The 22,371-nt window shown below is 56.7% G+C and carries 23 protein-coding genes; 20 read left to right on the top strand and 3 right to left on the bottom strand.

Features of this window, described 5'->3' with window-relative positions; genetic code table 11:
• Window positions 1-44 precede the first annotated feature (44 nt).
• The 9 genes from ftsY (at window position 45) to ACZ3HG_RS11145 (ending at window position 7,946) form a co-directional block, all read left to right on the top strand.
• Window positions 45-1,646, top strand: a complete 1,602-nt coding sequence (ftsY, locus tag ACZ3HG_RS11185) for a signal recognition particle-docking protein FtsY (protein WP_465332829.1) — start codon at window positions 45-47, stop codon at window positions 1,644-1,646.
• A gap of 5 nt (window positions 1,647-1,651) precedes the next feature.
• Window positions 1,652-2,320 (top strand): cell division ATP-binding protein FtsE, encoded by a 669-nt coding sequence (gene ftsE, locus ACZ3HG_RS11180; RefSeq protein WP_191934529.1) that lies wholly within the window; start codon window positions 1,652-1,654, stop codon window positions 2,318-2,320.
• Window positions 2,310-3,305, top strand: a complete 996-nt coding sequence (gene ftsX / locus ACZ3HG_RS11175) for a permease-like cell division protein FtsX (RefSeq protein ID WP_191934530.1) — start codon at window positions 2,310-2,312, stop codon at window positions 3,303-3,305. The genes ftsE and ftsX overlap by 11 nt, the downstream gene beginning before the upstream one ends.
• A 290-nt stretch (window positions 3,306-3,595) precedes the next feature.
• Entirely contained in the window at window positions 3,596-4,450 is an 855-nt protein-coding gene (gene rpoH, locus ACZ3HG_RS11170; protein WP_191934531.1) for an RNA polymerase sigma factor RpoH, read from the top strand.
• A 206-nt stretch (window positions 4,451-4,656) separates the two neighbouring features.
• Entirely contained in the window at window positions 4,657-5,502 is an 846-nt protein-coding gene (locus ACZ3HG_RS11165) for an AraC family transcriptional regulator (RefSeq protein ID WP_191934532.1), read from the top strand.
• 146 nt (window positions 5,503-5,648) lie between these two features.
• Window positions 5,649-6,323, top strand: coding sequence for an AzlC family ABC transporter permease (locus ACZ3HG_RS11160; RefSeq protein ID WP_118665916.1), 675 nt, complete (start codon window positions 5,649-5,651; stop codon window positions 6,321-6,323).
• Window positions 6,323-6,637 carry an AzlD domain-containing protein gene (locus tag ACZ3HG_RS11155; RefSeq protein ID WP_118665308.1) on the top strand — a complete coding sequence of 105 codons (315 nt, stop codon included), beginning with the start codon at window positions 6,323-6,325 and terminating at the stop codon, window positions 6,635-6,637. Before ACZ3HG_RS11160 ends, ACZ3HG_RS11155 begins: the two co-directional genes overlap by 1 nt.
• Complete coding sequence (locus tag ACZ3HG_RS11150) at window positions 6,634-7,800, top strand: fatty acid desaturase (RefSeq protein WP_465332828.1); 1,167 nt, start codon at window positions 6,634-6,636, stop codon at window positions 7,798-7,800. The genes ACZ3HG_RS11155 and ACZ3HG_RS11150 overlap by 4 nt, the downstream gene beginning before the upstream one ends.
• Window positions 7,800-7,946, top strand: a complete 147-nt coding sequence (locus ACZ3HG_RS11145; protein WP_465332827.1) for a hypothetical protein — start codon at window positions 7,800-7,802, stop codon at window positions 7,944-7,946. The genes ACZ3HG_RS11150 and ACZ3HG_RS11145 overlap by 1 nt, the downstream gene beginning before the upstream one ends.
• A 53-nt stretch (window positions 7,947-7,999) precedes the next feature.
• Here ACZ3HG_RS11145 and panM read toward each other — a convergent pair whose 3' ends face one another.
• The gene (gene panM, locus ACZ3HG_RS11140) at window positions 8,000-8,386 is read right to left on the bottom strand and encodes an aspartate 1-decarboxylase autocleavage activator PanM (protein WP_191936725.1); all 387 of its coding nucleotides are present in this window, start codon (window positions 8,384-8,386) and stop codon (window positions 8,000-8,002) included.
• 389 nt (window positions 8,387-8,775) lie between these two features.
• On the opposite strand from panM, the gene ACZ3HG_RS11135 reads away from it, so the two are divergent.
• From ACZ3HG_RS11135 to ugpQ, 10 genes are all read left to right on the top strand, one after another.
• Window positions 8,776-9,891, top strand: coding sequence for a branched-chain amino acid ABC transporter substrate-binding protein (locus tag ACZ3HG_RS11135; protein WP_465332826.1), 1,116 nt, complete (start codon window positions 8,776-8,778; stop codon window positions 9,889-9,891).
• Between the two features lie 87 nt (window positions 9,892-9,978).
• Window positions 9,979-10,905: a high-affinity branched-chain amino acid ABC transporter permease LivH gene (gene livH / locus ACZ3HG_RS11130; protein WP_062747714.1), complete on the top strand. Its 927-nt coding sequence runs from the start codon at window positions 9,979-9,981 to the stop codon at window positions 10,903-10,905.
• A complete protein-coding gene (locus ACZ3HG_RS11125) occupies window positions 10,902-12,176 on the top strand; it encodes a high-affinity branched-chain amino acid ABC transporter permease LivM (protein ID WP_062747712.1) in 1,275 nt (424 codons plus the stop codon). The genes livH and ACZ3HG_RS11125 overlap by 4 nt, the downstream gene beginning before the upstream one ends.
• Window positions 12,173-12,940 carry a high-affinity branched-chain amino acid ABC transporter ATP-binding protein LivG gene (gene livG / locus ACZ3HG_RS11120; protein WP_191934536.1) on the top strand — a complete coding sequence of 256 codons (768 nt, stop codon included), beginning with the start codon at window positions 12,173-12,175 and terminating at the stop codon, window positions 12,938-12,940. The genes ACZ3HG_RS11125 and livG overlap by 4 nt, the downstream gene beginning before the upstream one ends.
• Before the next feature lies 1 nt (window position 12,941).
• Window positions 12,942-13,655, top strand: a complete 714-nt coding sequence (gene livF / locus ACZ3HG_RS11115) for a high-affinity branched-chain amino acid ABC transporter ATP-binding protein LivF (RefSeq protein ID WP_465332825.1) — start codon at window positions 12,942-12,944, stop codon at window positions 13,653-13,655.
• 267 nt (window positions 13,656-13,922) lie between these two features.
• Window positions 13,923-15,239, top strand: a complete 1,317-nt coding sequence (gene ugpB / locus ACZ3HG_RS11110; protein ID WP_062747706.1) for a sn-glycerol-3-phosphate ABC transporter substrate-binding protein UgpB — start codon at window positions 13,923-13,925, stop codon at window positions 15,237-15,239.
• A 90-nt stretch (window positions 15,240-15,329) separates the two neighbouring features.
• Window positions 15,330-16,217 (top strand): sn-glycerol-3-phosphate ABC transporter permease UgpA, encoded by an 888-nt coding sequence (gene ugpA, locus ACZ3HG_RS11105; protein ID WP_062747704.1) that lies wholly within the window; start codon window positions 15,330-15,332, stop codon window positions 16,215-16,217.
• Window positions 16,214-17,059, top strand: coding sequence for a sn-glycerol-3-phosphate ABC transporter permease UgpE (ugpE, locus tag ACZ3HG_RS11100; RefSeq protein WP_062747702.1), 846 nt, complete (start codon window positions 16,214-16,216; stop codon window positions 17,057-17,059). The genes ugpA and ugpE overlap by 4 nt, the downstream gene beginning before the upstream one ends.
• Before the next feature lie 2 nt (window positions 17,060-17,061).
• Window positions 17,062-18,132 (top strand): sn-glycerol-3-phosphate import ATP-binding protein UgpC, encoded by a 1,071-nt coding sequence (locus ACZ3HG_RS11095; protein WP_191936724.1) that lies wholly within the window; start codon window positions 17,062-17,064, stop codon window positions 18,130-18,132.
• Complete coding sequence (ugpQ, locus tag ACZ3HG_RS11090) at window positions 18,132-18,872, top strand: glycerophosphodiester phosphodiesterase (protein WP_191936723.1); 741 nt, start codon at window positions 18,132-18,134, stop codon at window positions 18,870-18,872. The genes ACZ3HG_RS11095 and ugpQ overlap by 1 nt, the downstream gene beginning before the upstream one ends.
• Before the next feature lie 108 nt (window positions 18,873-18,980).
• Here the strand turns inward: ugpQ and ACZ3HG_RS11085 are convergent, their stop codons facing one another.
• Window positions 18,981-19,271 carry a DUF2756 domain-containing protein gene (locus ACZ3HG_RS11085; RefSeq protein WP_062747695.1) on the bottom strand — a complete coding sequence of 97 codons (291 nt, stop codon included), beginning with the start codon at window positions 19,269-19,271 and terminating at the stop codon, window positions 18,981-18,983.
• A 155-nt stretch (window positions 19,272-19,426) separates the two neighbouring features.
• Between ACZ3HG_RS11085 and ggt the strand changes: the two genes are divergently transcribed.
• Window positions 19,427-21,175: a gamma-glutamyltransferase gene (gene ggt, locus ACZ3HG_RS11080; protein ID WP_191934542.1), complete on the top strand. Its 1,749-nt coding sequence runs from the start codon at window positions 19,427-19,429 to the stop codon at window positions 21,173-21,175.
• Between the two features lie 43 nt (window positions 21,176-21,218).
• Here ggt and ACZ3HG_RS11075 read toward each other — a convergent pair whose 3' ends face one another.
• Entirely contained in the window at window positions 21,219-22,361 is a 1,143-nt protein-coding gene (locus ACZ3HG_RS11075) for a phytanoyl-CoA dioxygenase family protein (protein ID WP_191934543.1), read from the bottom strand.
• Window positions 22,362-22,371: the final 10 nt, after the last annotated feature.

Below are 22,371 nucleotides of genomic sequence, written 5' to 3'. Positions count from 1 at the left end.
ACCGGAACCGTAACGGTTTTTCCCGCGAGGAGTGTGGTTGCACCATGGCAAAGAACAAAAAACGTGGCTTTTTTTCCTGGCTTGGTCTGGGGCGTGAAGAACAGACACCACAGGAAGAGGTAAAAGAAACGTTACCACCACAGCCTGCTGTCGATTCGCCGGCAGAGGCACCTCCTGCCGCCCCAGCGGAGGCGGACGCCGTTGACCGTGCAGAGGCCGAAGCCGCTGCCCGCGCGGAAGCTGAAGCCGTTGCCCGTGCTGAAGCTGAAGCCGCCGCCCGCGCCGAAGCTGAAGCCGCTGCTCGCGCGGAAGCTGAAGCCGCCGCCCGCGCCGAAGCTGAAGCCGCTGCCCGTGCGGAAGCTGAAGCCGCTGCCCGTGCGGAAGCTGAAGCCACCGCCCGCGCCGAAGCCGAAGCCGAAGCCGAAGCCGCTGTCCGTGCAGAGGCTGAAGCCGTTGCCCGTGCTGAAGCTGAAGCCGCCGCCCGCGCCGAAGCTGAAGCCGCTGCCCGCGCGGAAGCCGAAGCCGCTGTCCGTGCAGAGGCTGAAGCCGCCGCCCGCGCCGAAGCCGAAGCCGCTGTCCGTGCAGAGGCGGAAGCCGCTGCCCGCGCGGAAGCTGAAGCCGCTGCCCGCGCGGAAGCTGAAGCCGCTGCCCGTGCTGAAGCCGAAGCCGCCGCCCGCGCGGAAGCGGAAGTGCCGCAGCAGGTAGCAGAGCAGGAGCGCCCGACGAAAGAAGGTTTCTTTGCCCGCCTGAAGCGCAGTCTGGTCAAAACCCGTCAGAATCTCGGTTCCGGATTTATCGGCCTGTTCCGCGGCAAGAAAATTGATGACGATCTGTTTGAAGAGCTGGAAGAACAGCTGCTGATTGCGGACGTCGGGGTGGAGACTACGCGCCGGATTATCGCCAGCCTCACCGCACAGGCCAGCCGCAAGGAACTGCGCGACGCCGAAGCGCTTTACGGCATGCTGAAAACGGAGATGGCCGGTATTCTGGCTACCGTGGAAGCGCCTCTGGATGTCAGCGGTAAAACCCCCTTTGTTATCCTGATGGTCGGCGTCAATGGCGTGGGGAAAACCACCACCATTGGTAAGCTGGCCCGCCAGTTCCAGGCGGAAGGGAAGTCCGTGATGCTGGCGGCGGGTGATACCTTCCGTGCCGCCGCCGTTGAGCAGCTTCAGGTGTGGGGTGAACGCAACAACATTCCTGTAGTGGCGCAGCATACCGGTGCGGATTCTGCCTCGGTGATCTTTGACGCCATCCAGGCCGCGAAAGCGCGCCACGTTGACGTGTTAATTGCGGATACGGCCGGACGCCTGCAGAACAAATCGCACCTGATGGAAGAGCTGAAAAAAATCACGCGCGTGATGAAAAAGCTCGACGACCAGGCGCCGCATGAGGTGATGCTGACCATTGATGCCAGCACCGGCCAGAATGCGATCAGCCAGACTAAACTGTTTCATGAGGCCGTTGGCCTGACCGGGATCACCCTGACCAAGCTGGATGGCACGGCAAAAGGGGGGGTGATCTTCTCGGTAGCGGATCAGTTCAACATTCCTATTCGCTATATCGGCGTTGGCGAAGGCATTGAAGATTTACGATCGTTTAAGGCTGACGATTTTATAGAGGCACTTTTTGCCCGAGAGGACTAATTAGGATGATTCGCTTTGAAGAAGTCAGTAAGGCTTATCTCGGCGGTCGGCAAGCGCTGCAGGGGGTTGATTTTCATCTGCAACCCGGCGAAATGGCGTTTCTGACCGGACATTCCGGGGCGGGGAAAAGTACTTTGCTGAAGCTGATCTGTGGCATTGAGCGCCCGAGCGCCGGGCAGATCTGGTTTGGCGGGCACGATATTAGCCGTCTGAAAAGCCGTGAAGTCCCGTTTCTGCGCCGTCAGATTGGTATGATCTTTCAGGATCACCACCTGCTGATGGATCGCACCGTGTACGACAATGTGGCGATCCCGCTGATCATCGCCGGGGCCAGCGGGGAAGATATTCGCCGTCGCGTGTCGGCGGCCCTGGACAAGGTTGGCCTGCTCGACAAAGCGAAAAATTTTCCTATTCAGCTTTCGGGCGGTGAACAGCAGCGCGTGGGTATTGCCCGTGCCGTGGTAAATAAACCGGCGGTGCTGCTGGCGGATGAGCCCACCGGGAACCTGGACGAAGCGCTGTCGGCAGACATTTTGCGTCTGTTTGAAGAGTTCAACCGCGTCGGCGTGACCGTGCTGATGGCAACGCATGATATGGGGTTGATCGGCAGTCGCAATTACCGACTGATGACGCTGAGCCAGGGACGTTTGCACGGAGGTCATCGTGGTCAATAAACGTAATTCACGCCCGGCAGCGGCGGCAAAAACGGTGAAACAGAAGCAGCCGTCAAAGCGTAAAGCGCTGAAGGGCGGCTGGCAGGAGCAGTGGCGTTATGCCATGCATGGTTCGCTGTCCGAGATGTGGCGTCAGCCGCTGGCGACGCTGCTGACAGTGATGGTGATTGCCATCTCTCTGACCCTGCCAAGCGTATGTTATATGGTGTGGAAAAACGTCAGTCAGGCGGCAGATCAGTGGTATCCGGCTCCGCAGTTGACCGTCTACCTCAGTAAAACGCTGGATGATGATGCCGCTGAAAATGTCGTGGCCCAGCTGAAAAAAGAAGAGGGCGTCGACAAAGTTAACTATCTGACGCGTGAAGAGGCGCTGGGCGAGTTCCGTAACTGGTCTGGCTTCGGCGGCGCAATGGATATGCTGGAGCAGAACCCGCTGCCTGCTGTGGCGATCATCACGCCCAAGCTCAATTTCCAGAATTCCGGCACCATGGATAGCCTGCGCGATCGTGTATCGAAAGTGCAGGGGATTGATGAAGTGAAGATGGATGACAGCTGGTTTGCCCGCCTCGCGGCGCTGACCGGACTGGTCGGCCAGGTGGCGGCGATGATCGGCATTCTGATGATAGTGGCGGTGTTCCTGGTGATTGGTAACAGCGTGCGCCTGAGCATTTTCGCCCGTCGTGACACCATCAACGTGCAGAAGCTGATTGGCGCGACCGACGGCTTTATCCTGCGGCCGTTTTTATACGGCGGGGCGCTGTTAGGCTTTAGCGGCGCACTGCTGTCGCTGGTGCTGTCAGAAGTGCTGGTCATGCGACTTGAATCGGTGGTCACCCAGGTGGCATCGGTGTTCGGTACGACCTTTGGGCTGCATGGCCTGGCGTGGGATGAAAGCCTGCTGCTGCTGCTGATTGCCGCGATGATTGGCTGGATTGCCGCCTGGCTGGCGACCGTTCAACATTTACGTCGTTTTACGCCTCAGTAACCCCTTTACACGTTTTTTTGATATAATCTTCCTCTGCTGCGTGAAAGTTTGCCGCAGAGGAAGTTCATCATTCTGTCACTTCCCCCTGCGACGCTGGTTCCTGCCACGCACACTGTGTGCAAAATATCCACTGCCTGAGTTGAACTTGTGGATAACTTTATGGTCTGAGTCAGCAGAGACGGGCATAACGCTTCGCACAGATTGCTTTCGATTTTTGCGAACAATTCGCGTAGTGTAGTCGGCGCGTCAGGGACTGGCGCTGTTGCGATGATTAAACAGAGAGGGTTTGAATGACCAAAGAAATGCAAACTTTAGCTATTGCTCCTTTAGGCAACCTGGACGCATATATCCGGGCAGCTAATGCCTGGCCTATGCTGACGGCAGAAGAGGAAAAAGCGTTGGCTGAACAGCTGCATTACCAGGGCGATCTGGAAGCAGCTAAAACGCTGATCCTGTCTCACCTGCGCTTTGTCGTTCATGTCGCTCGTAACTACTCCGGCTATGGGCTGCCGCAGGCGGACCTGATCCAGGAAGGTAACATCGGCCTGATGAAAGCCGTGCGTCGTTTTAATCCGGAAGTGGGCGTGCGTCTGGTCTCCTTTGCCGTCCACTGGATCAAAGCGGAAATTCATGAATACGTCCTGCGTAACTGGCGTATTGTGAAAGTCGCCACCACGAAAGCTCAGCGTAAGCTGTTCTTTAACCTGCGTAAAACCAAGCAGCGTTTAGGCTGGTTTAATCAGGATGAGGTCGAAATGGTGGCCCGCGAGTTAGGGGTCAGCAGCAAAGACGTGCTGGAAATGGAATCGCGTATGGCAGCGCAGGATATGACTTTTGATCCGACGCCGGACGACGAAGGCGAAGGCCGTTCCATGGCCCCGATGCTCTATCTGCAGGATAAATCTTCTGACTTTGCTAACGGCATTGAGGAAGATAACTGGGACGATCACGCTGCTGAGAAGCTGAGTGATGCGATGCAGGGTCTTGACGAGCGTAGCCAGCATATCATCCGTGCCCGCTGGCTGGATGACGACAACAAAACCACCCTGCAGGAACTGGCCGATCAGTATGGCGTGTCCGCAGAGCGTGTGCGCCAGCTTGAAAAGAACGCGATGAAAAAACTGCGTCTGGCTATCGAAGCCTGAACCGCCCCTTCTCTGCACTAACCCGTGCAGAATGTTAAAAACACCGCCCCTCCGGGCGGTGTTTTTATTTGTGCCCTCTCCCGTCATGCTGGCTTTATATAACGGCGCTACGTAGAATAAAAAAACATAAATAATTTTCATCTGTCAGCAATTTTGTTCCAGGCTGGCTGAGGGATATGGTTCCGGCGTTAAGGGAGTAGTCGCGTATGGACGGCGAGAAAATGCCAAAAGAGCAGGCGACCATGCACCATCTGGATGAATTTGACGGTCTGGATATGCTTGAAGCCAGATATTACCGTCAGCGTTTTCCCCGGCATGTGCATGAAACCTTTTGCATTGGTGTCATCGAAGAGGGCGCACAACGGTTCTGGCGCAGCGGCGGGGAACACGTCGCGCCTGCGGGCGATATTATTCTGGTGAATGCCGATGAAGTGCATACGGGATGTGCCGAAGTTGAGAATGGCTGGGCATACCGGGCCATTTATCCCGCCCCTGAACTGCTGCGCCAGCTGACCCGTGACCTGAAGCATGAGAATGGCATCATCCCGTGGTTTCCCCAGGCGGTGGTTCACGATCCCGGTTTGTCCGCTCAGCTACAGCTGGTGTTTAACATGTTGCCCGTTGAGGGCAACAGCCTGCTAAAAGAGTCCCTCCTACTCACGGCTATCTCCTGGCTGATCATACGCTATAGCCGCACGCCCATTACGCCCGCCGCGCTGCCCTGCTCGAGGTCGATGATCCTTCAGGTCAGGGACCTGATGATGAGCTACCCGGAAAAAAACTGGTCGCTGAAACAGCTTTCTGATGTGGTACAGCTCAGTCCGTGGCATTTTCTACGTCAGTTTAAACAGACGGTGGGGATGACACCGCACGCCTGGCTGGTGCAGGCCAGGCTGCGAAAGGCCCGTGAAATGTTGCTGCAGGGTGTGACAATCATCGCTGTTGCTGCCCGCTGCGGCTTTTCCGATCAGAGTCATTTCACGCGTCATTTCAAAAATTCGATGGGGGTCACGCCCGGCGAATTTATCCGTTCATTACGTTCCGCCTGCTGATGTGAGCGGGATCCCCCCAGCAATTTTGTGCAATATTTCTACTCAGACAGCCCCTATTCTGCCTGCACAGGTTTGCAGGGGGCTGAGTGCGGAATATGGAGAAGTCGACAGGCGTGCCATTTGCTGAGGCGAATGCACAGTCCGGGATGGGTTTTTTTACCGGCGTCGTTAACATGCTACCGCTGTGCCTTTCCGTCGTTCCCTGGGGAATACTGGCGGGATCGATGGCGGTGCAGGCGGGACTGACCCTGCCGCAAAGTATCGGGATGTCGGCCATTCTCTTTGCCGGTGCAGCGCAGCTGGTCACGCTGGGTTTACTGCTGTCGGGTGCCAGCATTCCTGCGATGATCATTTCCGTATTCTTTATTACCTCCCAGCACTTCCTTTATGGTCTGACGCTGCGCGAAACCGTCTCCGTGTTACAGGCTCGCTATCGTCTGCCCATTGGCTTTTTATTGACTGACGAGCTGTTTGCCCTGAGTAGCGCGAACAAGGAGAAGAGGGCTGCCACGCCAGGATACTTAATCGGTGCCGGGCTGACCTTTTATCTCAGCTGGAATCTCTTCAGCCTGATGGGCATTTTTATGGCCTCTGCGGTGCCTGATTTGCAGTCCTATCATCTGGACTTTTCAATCGTGGCCACCTTTATCACCATTGTGGTGCCGATGATTAAAAACCTCAGCGTGTTGTGCGGTGTTGTGGCTTCCCTGCTGCTGTCGATGGTACTCAGTCTGTTCCACATCGAGGGGGCAACGGTCATTGCCGGACTGAGCGGGATGTTTTTATCCGTGGTCGTTTCCCGCTTAACGAGGGCAGCCTGATGTCCTGGATACTGTTACTGACGCTGGCTGCCGTGGTGTTTTTTAATCGCTATCTCTTTCTTGAGCCCGCTGTTCCGGTCCGCTTGCCCTCGCTGATCCGTGAGGCATTAAAATATTCTGCTCCCTGCCTGCTCACAGCAATATGTGGGCCCATTATTCTGCTGGATCATGATGAGTTACGTGAATTGACCTCGAATCCTTATTTATATGGGGCTGTCGCGGGCGTTGTTATTGCGTTTTTTGTTCGACAGATGGTGCTGTCGGTTTTGCTGTGTATGACAGTCTTTTACTTATTTTGCTGGATCGCTAAATGAAACCAAAAAAACGGAATTTAACTCAGCCTGTCCCTGCGGAAAACCTGCGCGACACCTACCTTATCCTGCCTTTCCAGGGCATCTGGACCTGGCTGACGGGTAAGGAGCTGGAGGGACGCCAGCCGCTGTGGCACTCCCATTCGCTGGAAATGGTCTGCTGGTCGCTGGCCTGGGTACTCGTCGGCTGCTTAATGACATCACTGGCCTGGTTTGGCAGCATGTCGCTGCCGCTCAGGCTGGGTCTTTATCTGACTGGAGTCTTATTTGCTGCTTCCGGGGCCCGGTATGTGGTGGCCACCATTATCCATCATGGTGTACATGGACATCTGTTTAAAAGCCAGCGTGCGAATAAGATCCTCTGCGAAATCTTATCAACGATCTTCATCGTTCAGCCCTACGAATCTTACCGTCAGTTTCATGTTTATGAACATCACGGATCCGCCTTCTCGACGTTTGAGGATCGCGACCTGGCAGCGATTTATCAGCTGGGGTTTAAACCGGGAAAAACCGTCAGACAGCTCTATCTTAATCTGTTACTCACGCTGTTCAGTCCGGTATTTCACCTGAAGTTTCTGTTGGGCAGGATGAAGTCCAACCTGATTGATCTGCCACTCTGGCGGCAGGCAATGTCACTGTGCTGGTGGGGCGTGCTCGTCTGTCTGGCGGTGAAATTGGGGGCCGCGTTCTTTCTGCTGAACGTATTGATTCCCTTTGTCGTGGTTTATCAGATGGCCTCATTACTGCACCTTCTGACCGAGCATACCTGGTGCTTACGCCAGCAGGGTGAAAGCGTACGTGACAGTCACATTAAAAATTGTCTGGGACGATTTTGCGGCAGCGCCTGCCCGCCAGAACTCTCCCTGCGCTGTAGCGCTGAGTGGGTGCGCTGGGCGTTGATACATCTGTTTTTCCATCTGCCATGCCGGATGCTTATCGTTCAGGGTTCGCTGGTCTGTCATGACTGGCATCACCGTTTCGGCAGCGTACGCCAGTGGTATGACTACGCCCGACTACGAGAGAAACACCGGCTTAAGCTGGAGGCTGAGGGTAAAAATGACTATATCGACATCTGGGGCATTCAGCATGCGCTGCGTTATGTATTTAGCCAGCTGAGCGCCATGGACGCGGTTAAAACCGAAAATCTGGCGTACCGGCTTAATTAATGAATACACAACGCTTGCACTACCCACTCTGGGCAGAAATGGCCGCGGAGGATCTTCGTCGATTTGCTGAACTGCACCCGCCACAGGTGTCAGCAGATAAAGAGTTTGTGTCTGAAAAACAGGCGGAAACGCCTGACCGGGAATAAACCCTCGTATTTCCCTGGTGTTGATGTGCTTTGGGCCCTTTCAGGGCCCTTTTTTATTTTCGCCATTCGCCTTTCTGCCGGGTGAATCCTGCCGATTGCATAAATGCAGCGATTACTTCCGGTTGCGCACTGCCGTCATTATCCATCGACCACTGTGTGACCTCCGGGTTTTGTGCCAGCGTTTCTTCCAGCAGATACAGGCCCACCCCGCGCCTGCGGGTCACCTCGCGGACTTCCAGCTGTGACAACCGTCCCTTCTGAGCGGTGATCCCGACCTGGACCGCCGCCAGCAGCCGGTCGTTAAAGCGCGCCGCGTACAGCCGGTGCTGCGCATCCAGCTGCGCGGCAAGAACCTCAACATCAGCCTGCGGCCAGATTTTTTTTATATCGCTGCGATCCTGCTGTGACAACTGTTGCAGGCGGATGATAGTCAGTTTCATCGGAATAACCCGGTCATGAGAAAGGCATATTGTAGCGAAGTTGACCATACTATGACGTGTTAGTTTTCCTGTGAAAAAACGAGGCGATGTGTGGGGGGAGTGAACGGTATGCCGAGTAATCCATAGTCGATGTATCATTAATCCAGCACAAACTCCTGGAAATCTGGCTATTTTGGCACCGTTCATGTTAGTTGTTTGTCCTGTCTGCCCCGCTATTTACTGAATATGTCAGTTGATTTACAGCAGAATATTCCTGTTTAATAACCTGAAATTTAAAGCCTTATTCAAAAAAAATGCCGGTAATCATTCTAACTCGTTCTTAGTTAAGCGTTTATCGCTGATTCCACGGCAAATAATAAGTAGCAACCACAACAGATGGGGTAGTTCGGATGAAAATGAGTAAAGGAAGTGCGTTTCTGGCGGGCTGCGTAGCCCTGGCGATGAGCCACACAGCAATGGCGAAAGATATCAAGGTAGCCATTGTTGGTGCCATGTCGGGCCCGGTGGCGCAGTATGGCGACATGCAGTGGACCGGCGCGCAGCAGGCGATTGCTGATATCAATGCTAAAGGCGGCGTCAACGGCGACAAACTGGTCGCGGTGAAATATGACGATGTCTGCGATCCGAAACAGGCCGTCGCCGTTGCCAACAAAGTGATTAATGACGGCATCCGTTATGTCATCGGCCACCTGTGCTCCTCTTCAACCCAGCCCGCTTCAGATATCTATGAAGATGAAGGCGTGCTGATGATCACCCCGGCTGCTACCGCACCCGATCTGACGTCTCGCGGCTACAAGCTGATTATGCGCACCACCGGCCTGGACTCTGACCAGGGCCCAACGGCGGCAAAATATATCCTTAATGAAGTGAAACCGCAGCGTATTGCCGTGGTTCATGACAAGCAGCAGTACGGCGAAGGTCTGGCACGCTCCGTTCAGGAAAGCCTGAAAAAAAGCGGCGGCAACGTTGTGCTGTTTGAAGGCGTCACCGCCGGCGATAAAGACTTCTCCACGCTGGTAGCGCGTCTGAAGAAAGATAACGTCGACTTCGTCTATTTTGGCGGGTATCACCCGGAAATGGGTCAGATCCTGCGTCAGGCGCGGGCAGCCGGTCTGAAGACCCAGTTTATGGGGCCGGAAGGCGTGGGTAACGCTTCTCTATCTAATATCGCCGGTGCCGCCTCCGAAGGGATGCTGGTTACCCTGCCAAAACGCTATGACCAGGTTCCAGCCAACAAAGCCATCGTTGATGCGCTGAAAGCCAAAAAAGAAGATGCGACCGGCCCGTTTGTCTGGACCACCTACGCCGCCCTGCAGTCACTGGCTACCGGTATGGAGCGCAGCAAAAGTGCAGAGCCGGAAGAGATTGTGAAAAACCTGAAGGAAGGCGCAGCAGTGCCAACCGTGATGGGCGACCTGAGCTGGGATCAGAAGGGCGATCTGAAAGGCTTCGAGTTTGGCGTATTTAAATGGCACGCAGACGGTTCTTCCACTGCTGTTAAATAAACCAGGCGAGTTTTGGACATTAACGCCTGGTGATCTTTGCCAGGCGTTGATGTTTTCAGTGTGGGTGTATTCGTAAGGTATTCAGGTATGTCCGAGCAGTTTCTCTATTTTCTGCAGCAAATGTTCAACGGTGTGACGTTGGGCAGCACCTATGCGCTGATCGCCATTGGTTACACCATGGTCTACGGCATTATCGGTATGATTAACTTCGCCCACGGCGAAGTGTATATGATCGGCAGCTATGTCTCGTTTATCGTGATTGCTGCGCTGATGATGATGGGGATTGATGCCAGCTGGCTGTTGATCGGCAGCGGCTTTGTGGTCGCTGTGGTAATCGCTTCCTGCTACGGCTGGAGCATTGAGCGCGTGGCCTACAGGCCGGTACGCTCTTCCAAACGTCTGATTGCCCTGATCTCCGCGATCGGGATGTCAATTTTCCTGCAAAACTACGTCAGCCTGACCCAGGGCTCGCGCGACCTTGCGCTGCCAAGCCTGGTGACCGGGCAGTGGACGCTGGGTGAAAGCAATGGCTTCGCCGCCACCATTTCCACCATGCAGATGGTGATCTGGGGCGTGACCTTCCTTGCCATGCTGGCGCTGACGATATTCATCCGCTATTCACGTATGGGCCGTGCCTGTCGTGCCTGTGCGGAAGATTTAAAGATGGCCAGCCTGTTGGGCATTAACACTGACCGGGTGATCTCCCTGACCTTTGTAATCGGTGCGGCGATGGCGGCGGTGGCCGGTGTGCTGCTCGGCCAGTTCTACGGCGTGATCAGCCCTTATATTGGCTTTATGGCCGGAATGAAAGCCTTTACCGCCGCGGTGCTGGGGGGGATTGGCAGTATTCCAGGCGCGATGATCGGCGGTTTGATTCTCGGGATTGCCGAGGCCCTGACCTCTGCCTATCTCAGCACGGAATACAAAGATGTGGTGTCATTTGCCCTGCTGATTGTGGTGCTGCTGGTGATGCCTACCGGTATTCTCGGTCGCCCGGAGGTTGAGAAAGTATGAAAAAGCTCAACCTGCTGAATGCGGTGATCTCGTCGCTGATGCTGCTGATCCTGGCCGCATTCTTTATGGGGATGCGTCTGGATCTTGACGGCACAAAACTGGTGGTGAATAACGCCGGTGAGGTGCGCTGGAACTGGATTGCACTGGGATGCGGCGTGGTATTTCTGTTCCAGCTGCTGCGCCCGCTGGTGCAGAGCAGCCTGAAAAAAGTCTCCGGCCCGTCGCTGGTTCTGCCAGGGATTGACGGCTCGACACCGAAACAGAAACTGTTCCTGCTGGCGCTGATTGTGGCGGCGGCGGTTTGGCCGTTTCTGGTATCCCGTGGCACGGTGGATATCGCCACCCTGACCTTGATCTACGTGATGCTGGGCCTGGGCCTGAACGTGGTGGTCGGCCTGTCCGGCCTACTGGTACTCGGCTACGGCGGTTTTTATGCCATCGGCGCTTACACCTTTGCCCTGCTGAATCACTACTACGGCCTCGGTTTCTGGCAGAGCCTGCCGCTGGCCGGCATGGTGGCGGCCGCGTTTGGTCTGCTGCTGGGTTTCCCGGTGCTGCGCCTGCGCGGTGACTACCTGGCGATTGTGACCCTCGGCTTCGGTGAGATCGTGCGTATCCTGCTGCTTAATAACACCGAGATCACCGGTGGGCCAAACGGTATCAGCCAGATCCCGAAACCTTCACTCTTTGGTCTGGAATTTAACCGCAGCGCACGCGATGGCGGCTGGGATACCTTCCATAACTTCTTTGGACTCAAGTACGATCCCAGCGACCGTATTATCTTCCTGTATCTGGTGGCGCTGCTGCTGGTGGTGATCACGCTGTTTGTGATTAACCGGCTGTTGCGGATGCCGCTGGGCCGTGCGTGGGAAGCGCTGCGTGAGGATGAGATTGCCTGCCGTTCGCTGGGACTCAGCCCGACGCGCATCAAGCTGACGGCGTTTACCATCAGTGCCGCCTTCGCCGGTTTCGCCGGTTGCCTGTTCGCTGCACGCCAGGGCTTTGTCAGCCCGGAATCCTTCACCTTTGCCGAATCAGCCTTTGTGCTGGCGATCGTCGTGCTGGGCGGGATGGGATCGCAGTTCGCGGTTATCCTCGCGGCTATCCTGCTGGTGGTGTCGCGCGAGCTGATGCGCGATCTTAACGAATACAGCATGCTGGTGCTCGGCGGTCTTATGGTGTTGATGATGATCTGGCGTCCGCAGGGTCTGCTGCCGATGAAACGCCCGCATCTGAAGTTAAAAAGTGCGGAAAAAGGAGAGCAGGCATGACTCAGCCTCTGTTAGCCGTCAATGGCCTGATGATGCGTTTTGGCGGCCTGCTGGCCGTCAACAACGTGGAACTGGAACTGCGCCCGCAGGAAATTGTTTCGCTTATCGGCCCCAACGGGGCCGGAAAGACCACGGTGTTTAATTGCCTGACGGGGTTCTATCGCCCGACTGGCGGCTCCATTCAGCTGGGTGATAAGCAGCTGGCGGGGCTGCCGGGCCAGAAAATTGCCCGCATGGGCATTGTGCGAACCTTTCAGCACGTGCGCCTGTTCCGTGAAATGACGGTCATTGAAAATCTGCTGGTCGCCCAGCATCAGCACCTGAAAAGCGGCGTGTTTTCTGGCCTGTTAAAAACCCCGGCCTTCCGTAAGGCAGAAAGCGAAGCGCTGGACAGGGCCGCCACCTGGTTGGATCGCGTTGGACTGCTGGCGCTGGCCAACCGTCAGGCCGGAAACCTCGCCTACGGTCAGCAACGCCGCCTGGAGATCGCCCGCTGTATGGTGACGCGGCCGGAGATCCTGATGCTGGATGAACCGGCGGCGGGCCTGAACCCGAAAGAAACGCACGAGCTGGATGAACTGATTGCCGAACTGCGCAACCAGCACAACGTCTCGGTCCTGCTGATTGAACATGATATGAAACTGGTCATGGGTATTTCCGATCGTATTTACGTGGTTAACCAGGGAACGCCGCTGGCTAACGGCACGCCGGACGAGATCCGTAACAACCCGGACGTGATCCGCGCTTACCTGGGAGAAGCATAATATGAGTCAGGCAATGCTTTCCCTGAATAATATCAGCACGCACTACGGCAAAATCCAGGCGCTGCACAACGTCAGTCTGCATATCAATCAGGGGGAAATTGTGACCCTGATCGGGGCAAACGGCGCGGGTAAAACCACCATTCTCGGCACCCTGTGCGGAGAGCCGCGCGCCACGGAGGGATCGATTACCTTCGACGGTAAAGACATCACCGACTGGCAGACGGCACGCATTATGCGCGAGGCGATAGCGATTGTGCCGGAAGGCCGCCGCGTCTTCTCACGTATGACGGTGGATGAGAACCTGGCGATGGGCGGCTTCTTTGCCGAACGCCAGCAGTACCAGCAGCGTATCAAACGTGTCTACGAGCTGTTCCCGCGCCTCTATGAGCGCCGGGTGCAGCGTGCAGGCACGATGTCGGGCGGTGAGCAGCAGATGCTGGCCATTGGTCGTGCGCTGATGAGCCAGCCGCGCCTGCTGCTGCTGGACGAGCCGTCGCTGGGGCTGGCACCGATCATTATCCAGCAGATCTTCGACACCATTGAGCAGCTGCGTAAGGAAGGCATGACGATTTTCCTCGTCGAGCAGAATGCCAACCAGGCGCTGAAGCTGGCCGACCGGGGCTACGTGCTCGAAAACGGTCATGTGGTGCTGGAGGATACCGGTGCCGCGCTGTTAGCCAATGAAGCGGTACGCAGCGCGTATTTAGGCGGTTAATCGTGTGGGCGGCCCGCAAAAGAGGGGCCGCCCCTGCAACAACCTGACCCGGGCCGCCCCTTTTTCTGGCTGGCCCTTCACTCTGGTTATTTTTTAGCCACACCTGTATCAACGCCTGCCACGAACTCACCTCCCTCCGCCGTCACCTTGCTGTCACCCTTCTGTCATAAACCCGTTATTTTTCTGTCATTTTCGCGTGTCATGTTACCTCCCGAATAACAGAATGCGCGATATCGCGCTTTACAATACCGGGTACAGGAAACCGACATGTCATCATTCGCATTTCGTCACACCGCAATTAGCGTGGTACTGGGTCTGACCTTCAGCGCCAGCGCACTGGCCGCCACTGAGATCCCGTTCTGGCACTCAATGGAAGGCGCGCTGGGCGAGGAAGTTAACTCGCTGGCCACCCGCTTTAATGCTGAAAACCCTGACTATAAAATCGTCCCGACCTATAAAGGTAACTACGAGCAGAGCATGTCTGCCGGTATTGCGGCGATCCGCTCGGGTAAAGCACCCGCGATTTTACAGGTGTACGAAGTGGGTACGGCGACCATGATGTCCTCGAAGGCGATTGTCCCGGTCAACGAAGTGTTTAAAAACGCGGGGATCCCGATGGATCCTAAGCAGTTTGTTCCGGCAGTGGCAGGCTACTACAGTGACGCCAACGGTCAACTGATCTCCCAGCCGTTCAACAGCTCCACCCCGGTGCTGTACTACAACAAAGACGCTTTCAAAAAAGCCGGTCTTGACCCTGAGCAGCCGCCAAAAACCTGGCAGGATCTGGCGAAATACTCTGCAGCCCTGCGTAAAGCAGGCATGACCTGCGGTTACGCCAGCGGCTGGCAGGGCTGGATCCAGATTGAAAACTTCAGCGCCTGGCACGGTCTGCCGGTCGCCACGAAAAACAACGGCTTCGACGGCACTGATGCGGTGCTGGAATTCAATAAGCCGGTGCAGGTGCGCCATATTGCCCTGCTGGAAGAGATGAATAAGAAGGGTGATTTCACCTACTTTGGTCGTAAAGACGAGTCCACCGCCAAGTTTTATAACGGCGACTGCGGCATCACCACCGCGTCTTCCGGCTCACTGGCCGATATCCGCAGCCATGCCAAATTTAACTACGGTGTTGGTATGATGCCGTACGATGCCACCGTGCCGAATGCCCCTCAGAACGCTATTATCGGCGGTGCCAGCCTGTGGGTCATGAAGAACAAAGATGCCGACACTTATAAAGGCGTGGCTAAATTCATGCAGTTCCTGGCCAAACCAGAAATTGCCGCGGAATGGCACCAGAAAACCGGCTATCTGCCGATTACCACCGCCGCGTATGAGCTGACCAAACAGCAGGGCTTCTACGACAAGAACCCCGGCGCTGACATTGCCACCCGTCAGATGCTGAATAAAGATCCACTGCCGTTCACCAAAGGGATGCGCCTGGGCAATATGCCTCAAATCCGTACCGTAGTGGATGAGGAGCTGGAAAGCGTCTGGACCGGTAAGAAAACCCCGCAGGCGGCTCTGGACAGCGCCGTTGAGCGTGGCAATCTGCTGCTGCGCCGTTTTGAACAGCAAACCCGATAGGATGTGTCGGGCGGGTCATTGACCCGCCCGCCAGGGCCGGCCAGAACAACGGCTGGCCCCTGCAACGTTTTTCGCACGAGATAAACCGCTATGTCCCAACCCCGTCCCGTCTTTCGCGCGAAAGCGCTGCCCTACCTGCTGGTACTGCCTCAGCTGATCATCACCATCGTTTTTTTCCTCTGGCCCGCCGGGGAAGCGCTGTGGTACTCGGTACAGAATGTCGATCCGTTTGGCATTTCCAGCACCTTTGTTGGCTTGGAAAATTTTACCCGCCTGTTCAGCGATGCTTATTACCTGGACTCGTTCTGGACCACCATCGTCTTCAGTAGCCTGGTTACCGTGATTGGGCTGGTGGTCTCCCTGCTGTTTGCCGCGATGGTCGACTATGTGCTGCGCCTCAAACGCTTTTACCAGACGCTGATGCTGCTGCCTTATGCGGTGGCTCCGGCGGTGGCGGCGGTGCTGTGGATGTTTCTGTTCAGTCCGGGCCTCGGTTTGATCACCCATTTCCTGGGGCTGATGGGGTACAGCTGGAACCACGCGCAAAACAGCGGCCAGGCGATGTTTCTGGTGGTGCTGGCGTCCATCTGGCAACAGATGAGCTACAACTTCCTGTTCTTCTTTGCCGCTTTGCAGTCGATCCCCAAATCTCTGGTCGAAGCTGCAGCCATTGACGGGGCAGGGCCGGTGCGACGTTTCTTCAGCCTGTCGCTGCCGCTGATCGCCCCCGTCGGGTTCTTCCTGGTGGTGGTTAACCTGGTGTATGCCTTCTTTGATACCTTCCCGGTGATCGATGCCGCTACGGGCGGCGGGCCGGTGCAGGCCACCACCACGCTGATTTATAAAATTTACCGCGAAGGCTTTGCCGGTCTGGATCTCTCCTCGTCATCGGCGCAGTCCGTGGTACTGATGGTGCTGGTGATTATTCTGACGGTGATCCAGTTCCGCTATGTCGAGAAAAAGGTGCGCTACCAATGATCGAAAACCGACGCGGGCTGGATATTTTCAGCCATACCCTGCTGGGCCTCGGTATCCTCACCGTGCTGTTCCCGCTGTATGTGGCGTTTATTGCCGCTACCCTTAGTACGGAGCAGGTGTTTCAGGTGCCGATGCCGCTGATCCCCGGTACCCATCTGTGGGAAAATATTGCCAGCATCTGGACCCACGGTGTCGGACAAAACAGTGCGCCTTTCAGCACGTTGCTGATGAACAGCCTGTTTATGGCGCTGGCGATCACCACCGGCAAAATCACCGTTTCCATGCTGTCAGCATTTGCGCTGGTGTGGTTCCGCTTCCCCCTGCGCAACCTGTTCTTCTGGATGATCTTTATCACGCTGATGCTGCCGGTTGAAGTGCGTATTTTTCCGACGGTGGATGTGATTGCCGACCTCAATATGCTCGACAGCTACAGTGGCTTAACCCTGCCGCTGATGGCGTCTGCAACGGCGACGTTCCTGTTTCGCCAGTTCTTTATGACGTTGCCGGATGAACTGATGGAGGCGGCGCGTATTGATGGTGCCAGCCCGATGCGCTTCTTCTGGGACATCGTGCTGCCGCTGTCAAAAACCAATCTGGCGGCGCTGTTCGTGATCACCTTTATCTATGGCTGGAACCAGTACATGTGGCCGCTGCTGATTGTCAGCGACAGCAAACTGGGCACGGCTGTCGCGGGCATCCGCAGCATGATTGCCTCCGGCGATGCGGCAACCCAATGGAACCTGGTGATGGCAGCAATGATCCTCACGCTGATCCCACCGGTAGTGATTGTTTTAGTGATGCAGCGCGCCTTTGTTCGCGGTCTGGTTGAGAGTGAGAAATAACGATGGCAGGTGTAAGACTTCAGGCAGTAACTAAATCCTACGATGGCGTCACGCCGATCATCCAGCCGCTCGATGTCTCGATCCGCGACGGTGAGTTTATGGTGATGGTCGGGCCCAGCGGCTGTGGGAAATCCACGCTGCTGCGTATGGTCGCCGGGCTGGAGCGCGTCACCAGCGGCGATATTTACATCGACACGCGGCGGGTGACCGAAGAGGAGCCAAAAGATCGCGGTATCGCTATGGTGTTCCAGAATTACGCGCTTTATCCGCATATGAGCGTGGAAGAGAATATGGCCTGGGGCCTGAAAATCCGTGGCATGGGCAAAGAACAGATCCGCCAGCGCGTGCTGGAGGCAGCACGCAGCCTGGAGCTGGAAGCGCTGCTGAAACGCCGCCCGCGTGAACTCTCCGGCGGCCAGCGCCAGCGCGTGGCAATGGGACGCGCTATCGTGCGGGAGCCAGCGGTGTTTCTGTTTGATGAGCCGCTGTCGAACCTTGATGCGCGTCTGCGCGTGCAGATGCGTCTTGAGCTGCAGCAGCTGCACCGCCGCCTGAACACGACCAGTCTTTACGTCACCCACGACCAGGTGGAGGCGATGACCCTGGCACAGCGCGTGATGGTGATGAATAAGGGCGTACTGGAGCAGCTGGGAACACCGGTTGAAATTTATGAGCGTCCGGCCACGCGCTTCGTTGCCAGTTTTATCGGTTCCCCGGCGATGAATCTGCTGGAAGGGCAGATGAATGCTGACGGTACACGCTTTACGCTGAGTGACAGCATGGCGCTGCCGCTGACAGTGCCGAAAGCAAAATGGGCGGACCGCCCGTTGACGATGGGGATCCGCCCGGAGCATATTGAGCTCTCTACACAGCATGACGGCGGCATTCCGCTGGTGGTGGAGTTACTGGAGATGCTCGGTGCGGACAACCTCGCCCACGGCCGCTGGGGTAAGAATAAAATGGTGGTACGTCTGCCGCACTCGGTGCGCCCTGAGCGGGGCAGCACGCTGTGGTTACAGGTTCCTCCGCAGGCGTTACACTTCTTTGATCATAATGGACAACGGATCGAATAATGAATAAAACCTGGCCATACCCGGCGATTGTCGCCCATCGCGGCGGTGGGAAACTGGCGCCGGAAAATACGCTGGCGGCTATCGATATCGGTGCGCAGCTGGGGCACCGGATGATTGAGTTTGACGTCAAACTGTCGCAGGACGACGCGATCTTCCTGCTGCATGACGATACCCTCGACCGCACCAGTAACGGCTGGGGTCTGGCGGGCGAACAGCCATGGGATAAGCTGGTGCAGCTTGATGCCGGCGGCTGGTTCAGTCATGCGTTCAGTGACGAACGCCTGCCGCTGCTGGCGGACGTGGCCGCGCGCTGCAGGCAGCATCAGATGATGGCGAATATCGAAATTAAACCGACCCCAGGGCTGGACGTGGACACCGGCCGGCGGGTGGCGCAGGCCGCCCGCGTGATGTGGGAAAATCAGGAGGCCCCGCTGCTCTCTTCGTTTTCATACCGGGCGCTGGAGGCCGCGCAGCAGGCGGCACCCGAGCTACCGCGCGGTTTACTGCTCGACAGCTGGGACGAGAACTGGCTGGCGATGACGCAGGCGCTGGACTGTACGTCGATCCATCTCAATCATAAACTGCTGGATGAGGCGCGCGTCGCCGTGCTGAAAGAGGCCGGGTTGCGGATTCTGGTTTATACCGTCAACAGGCCCGCGCGGGCGCGTGAACTGTTGCAGTGGGGCGTGGACGCCATCTGCACCGATCGTATTGATATCATCGGGCCGGATTTTCGTTAACGAAAAGGGCGGGCCAGCGCTTCGGCCCGCCCCGGGAGAGAGTCTATTCCGGTCGTCCTCAGAGGACTGCTTTTTTTCCCGCTGCCCCTGTGGTGATCGCTGTCAGAATCAATTCTGCTGCAACGGCTTCACTTGTCCATTGCTGGTGCGCTGGGCGGCGCTGTCGCGCTGCTCCTGCATTTTACGCTGCAAATCCTGCTGCTGGCGCTGCTGATCCTGCTGCAGCTTGAGCTTCTGCTGTGATTGCTGATTCTGCATATCCTGTTTCAGACGCTGAGTGCTCGGGTTATACCCCTGCTGCTGGGGATCATTATTCGTGTTGCTGTTGTTATTCAACATGTTGGCCATGCCGGTTAACGGCAGTGCTGCGACCATAATCACTAACCATTTCATTTTCATTTTACGTCCTCCGTGTTACTCCCTTAAGTGTAAGCCAGCTCTACATCCTCCACTCCAGGAGTGCTCCTGATTTGCGTTAGCATTAGCAATTCATCCCGTTTTGTGTCTATTTATCAATGGCAAACATAACGTAAATATAATTAAAGGATGTAACAATGATGACACAAGCTATGCGGAAACGCCTGTCGTGGTCGCTGTTCGCCGGTTTACTGGTGTGGCAGGGGGCGGGAGCCGCGCCAGCGGTGCCACCCGTTTCCTACGGCGTCGGGGCAGATACTTTCCATCCGGTCAAGGCACAGCACGGTATGGTGGCCTCGGTGGATGCCACTGCGACGGAAGTGGGGGTGCAAATCCTTAAGCAGGGCGGTAACGCGGTCGATGCGGCCATTGCCGTCGGCTATGCGCTGGCGGTCACGCATCCGCAGGCGGGTAACCTCGGCGGCGGCGGTTTTATGCTGCTGCGTACCGCCTCCGGTAACACTACGTCCATTGATTTCCGTGAAATGGCCCCGGTGCGGGCCAGCCGCGACATGTTCCTGGATAGCGCCGGAAATGCGGACAGCAAAAAATCCCTGACCTCGCATCTGGCCTCCGGCGTGCCGGGGACCGTCGCGGGCTTTTCGCTGGCGAGCCAGAAATACGGCACCCTGCCGCTCAGTACCTTGATCCAGCCGGCGCTGACGCTGGCGCGCAAGGGCATTGTGGTGAATGAAGCGCTGGCCGATGACCTGAATGTGTATGGCAAAGAGGTGCTGCTGGCACACCCGAACAGCAAAGCGATCTTCTTTAAAGCCGACGGTACGCCGTACCGGAAAGGGGAGAAACTGGTGCAGCGCAACCTGGCGCGCAGCCTCGAACTGATTGCGCAGCAGGGGCCGGATGCTTTTTACAAGGGAAAAATTGCCGATGAGATCGCGGGGGAAATGCAGCAGCACGGCGGCCTGATCGGCAAGGCTGACCTGGCAAACTATCAGGCGATCGAGCGTAAGCCGATCAGCGGAACCTATCGCGGCTATCAGGTCTTCTCCATGCCACCACCGTCTTCCGGCGGGATCCACATTGTGCAGATCCTCAATATTCTGGAAAACTTTGACCTGGCAAAAATGGGCTCTGGCAGCGCCGATGCCATTCAGGTGATGGCAGAAGCAGAAAAATATGCCTATGCCGACCGCTCCGAATACCTGGGCGACCCGGCGTTTGTTAAGGTACCGTGGCAGGCCCTGACCAGCAAAGCCTATGCGTCTTCCCTGGCAAAGCAGATCGACCTGGCGAAAGCGCGACCTTCCGCAGAGATCAAACCCGGCAAGCTTGCGCCCTATGAAAGCAACCAGACCACGCATTTCTCGGTGGTGGATAAAGACGGGAATGCAGTGGCAGTGACTTACACGCTGAACACTACCTTCGGCAGCGGAGTCATGGCGGGCAACAGCGGCATTCTGATGAATAACGAGATGGATGACTTCTCGGCCAGGCCGGGCACGCCAAACTTCTTCGGTCTGGTGGGCGGTGAAGCCAATGCAATCCAGCCTTACAAGCGCCCGCTCTCTTCCATGTCTCCAACGATTATCGCCAAAGACGGAAAAACCTGGCTGGTGACCGGCAGCCCGGGCGGCAGTCGTATTATCACCACCGTGCTGCAGATGGTAGTTAACAGCATCGATTTCGGGATGAACGTCGCTGAAGCGACCAGTGCACCGCGCTTTCACCACCAGTGGCTGCCGGATCAGCTGCGTGTAGAGAAAGGCTTCAGCCCGGATACGCTGAAGCTGCTGAGTGAGAAAGGGCAGAACGTAAAAGTGATGTCGGCGATGGGCAGCACCCAGAGCATAATGCTGGGGCCGGACGGAACGCGTTATGGCGCGTCCGACCCGCGCACCATTGATGATTTAACCGCAGGGTATTGATGCGATGAGGGCGACCCTTTTATCCGGTCGCCCCGTTACCCCCTCATGCCTGTCTTTTCTGCTGATGCGCCTCAAGCCGCTGATTAAACTGCGTCGGTGTCCAGCTTTCCCGCAGCGCCTGCGCCAGCAGCGACTGCTGGGTCTGGGGCACCAGGCCACCAACCGGCGGGTCGCTATCCAGATTGGTCGGAAAGGAGTAGCCTTCCGCCGCTGCTGCTATCACCGCGCTGATTTTTTCCTCTGACATTCTGCGCAGGCGCAGCGCCGGGTAGAGATGTTGCAGTACCTTACAATGATTAACCTTTTCCATCGTTTTACCGAACGCGGACGACACCTGCAGCAGGTTGGCGGTGCGGATATGGTCATGGGTGTGGTTACTGCCTGCCGCATGGAACAGCGCCGGGTTAAAGAACAGCCCGTCCCCTTTTTCCAGCGGTAGCTGGATGGCGTTACGCCGGAAGTACTCGATAAACCTTTCATCCCGCCACGCCAGATACCCCCCCTGGTACTGATGCGACCACGGCAGCAGCTGGGTCGGACCGGACTCCACCGGCATATCGCTGTGCGCCACGGCACCCTGTAGCGTCAGATACTGTGACAGGATCTGCAGCGGCAGGGGGAAACGCGCCACCTGTTCATTACTCTGAAAACCAAGATGATAATCGCGGTGCGGCTGCTGCGCTTTACCGCCGGGGCGGACCTGATTGACCTGGGCGGTAAGAGTATAACCCGGGCCGACCCAGCTCTCGCAGATCAGCGCCAGCAGCGGGTTACAGTAATAATCAATAAAGGCATCGGCATCGCGCTCCGCCACTTTCTGTAGCGCATTCCAGATGCGCCCGTTATGCCCCGCCGCGGCAAAATGGTCGCCGCCGGCACTGTTTTCCGACTCACTCAGCAGGATCTGTTCAAACAGCATGCTGCTGCGATCTACCGCTGCGATATCGCTGAACAACCCTTTAACCACGAAGACGCCGGGGCCGGAGGAGAGCGCACGGTGCAGTTCGCTGAGGACCGACTGGCGATCGCCGGCGGCGGCGTTTACCAGTTCCCCACTCTGGTAAATCAGCACGTCCAGCTCGGCTTTATGCGCCAGCGGGAAATCTCTCAACTGCGTGGTCTGCTCACAGACGGTGGCAAACTCATCCACCGACAGCTGTTTTTCAGACAGATAAAGTGTGTTCATTTTCCGCTCC

The sequence above is a fragment of the Erwinia sp. PME.40.26/001 genome (assembly GCF_055556675.1).
This window is presented reverse-complemented; position numbering and strand designations above follow the sequence as displayed.

What these genes read in the sequence shown, in the direction of transcription:
- rpoH (WP_191934531.1), top strand. Translation starts at nt 3,596, where the DNA reads ATGACCAAAGAAATGCAAACTTTAGCTATTGCTCCTTTAGGCAACCTG.
- ftsY (WP_465332829.1), top strand. Translation starts at nt 45, where the DNA reads ATGGCAAAGAACAAAAAACGTGGCTTTTTTTCCTGGCTTGGTCTGGGG.
- ACZ3HG_RS11165 (WP_191934532.1), top strand. Translation starts at nt 4,657, where the DNA reads ATGGACGGCGAGAAAATGCCAAAAGAGCAGGCGACCATGCACCATCTG.
- ugpE (WP_062747702.1), top strand. Translation starts at nt 16,214, where the DNA reads ATGATCGAAAACCGACGCGGGCTGGATATTTTCAGCCATACCCTGCTG.
- livF (WP_465332825.1), top strand. Translation starts at nt 12,942, where the DNA reads ATGAGTCAGGCAATGCTTTCCCTGAATAATATCAGCACGCACTACGGC.
- ACZ3HG_RS11135 (WP_465332826.1), top strand. Translation starts at nt 8,776, where the DNA reads ATGAAAATGAGTAAAGGAAGTGCGTTTCTGGCGGGCTGCGTAGCCCTG.
- ACZ3HG_RS11155 (WP_118665308.1), top strand. Translation starts at nt 6,323, where the DNA reads ATGTCCTGGATACTGTTACTGACGCTGGCTGCCGTGGTGTTTTTTAAT.
- ACZ3HG_RS11125 (WP_062747712.1), top strand. Translation starts at nt 10,902, where the DNA reads ATGAAAAAGCTCAACCTGCTGAATGCGGTGATCTCGTCGCTGATGCTG.
- ACZ3HG_RS11150 (WP_465332828.1), top strand. Translation starts at nt 6,634, where the DNA reads ATGAAACCAAAAAAACGGAATTTAACTCAGCCTGTCCCTGCGGAAAAC.
- ugpB (WP_062747706.1), top strand. Translation starts at nt 13,923, where the DNA reads ATGTCATCATTCGCATTTCGTCACACCGCAATTAGCGTGGTACTGGGT.
- ugpA (WP_062747704.1), top strand. Translation starts at nt 15,330, where the DNA reads ATGTCCCAACCCCGTCCCGTCTTTCGCGCGAAAGCGCTGCCCTACCTG.
- panM (WP_191936725.1), bottom strand. Translation starts at nt 8,386, where the DNA reads ATGAAACTGACTATCATCCGCCTGCAACAGTTGTCACAGCAGGATCGC.
- ftsE (WP_191934529.1), top strand. Translation starts at nt 1,652, where the DNA reads ATGATTCGCTTTGAAGAAGTCAGTAAGGCTTATCTCGGCGGTCGGCAA.
- ACZ3HG_RS11075 (WP_191934543.1), bottom strand. Translation starts at nt 22,361, where the DNA reads ATGAACACACTTTATCTGTCTGAAAAACAGCTGTCGGTGGATGAGTTT.
- livH (WP_062747714.1), top strand. Translation starts at nt 9,979, where the DNA reads ATGTCCGAGCAGTTTCTCTATTTTCTGCAGCAAATGTTCAACGGTGTG.
- ggt (WP_191934542.1), top strand. Translation starts at nt 19,427, where the DNA reads ATGATGACACAAGCTATGCGGAAACGCCTGTCGTGGTCGCTGTTCGCC.
- ACZ3HG_RS11095 (WP_191936724.1), top strand. Translation starts at nt 17,062, where the DNA reads ATGGCAGGTGTAAGACTTCAGGCAGTAACTAAATCCTACGATGGCGTC.
- livG (WP_191934536.1), top strand. Translation starts at nt 12,173, where the DNA reads ATGACTCAGCCTCTGTTAGCCGTCAATGGCCTGATGATGCGTTTTGGC.
- ACZ3HG_RS11085 (WP_062747695.1), bottom strand. Translation starts at nt 19,271, where the DNA reads ATGAAAATGAAATGGTTAGTGATTATGGTCGCAGCACTGCCGTTAACC.
- ACZ3HG_RS11160 (WP_118665916.1), top strand. Translation starts at nt 5,649, where the DNA reads ATGGGTTTTTTTACCGGCGTCGTTAACATGCTACCGCTGTGCCTTTCC.
- ACZ3HG_RS11145 (WP_465332827.1), top strand. Translation starts at nt 7,800, where the DNA reads ATGAATACACAACGCTTGCACTACCCACTCTGGGCAGAAATGGCCGCG.
- ugpQ (WP_191936723.1), top strand. Translation starts at nt 18,132, where the DNA reads ATGAATAAAACCTGGCCATACCCGGCGATTGTCGCCCATCGCGGCGGT.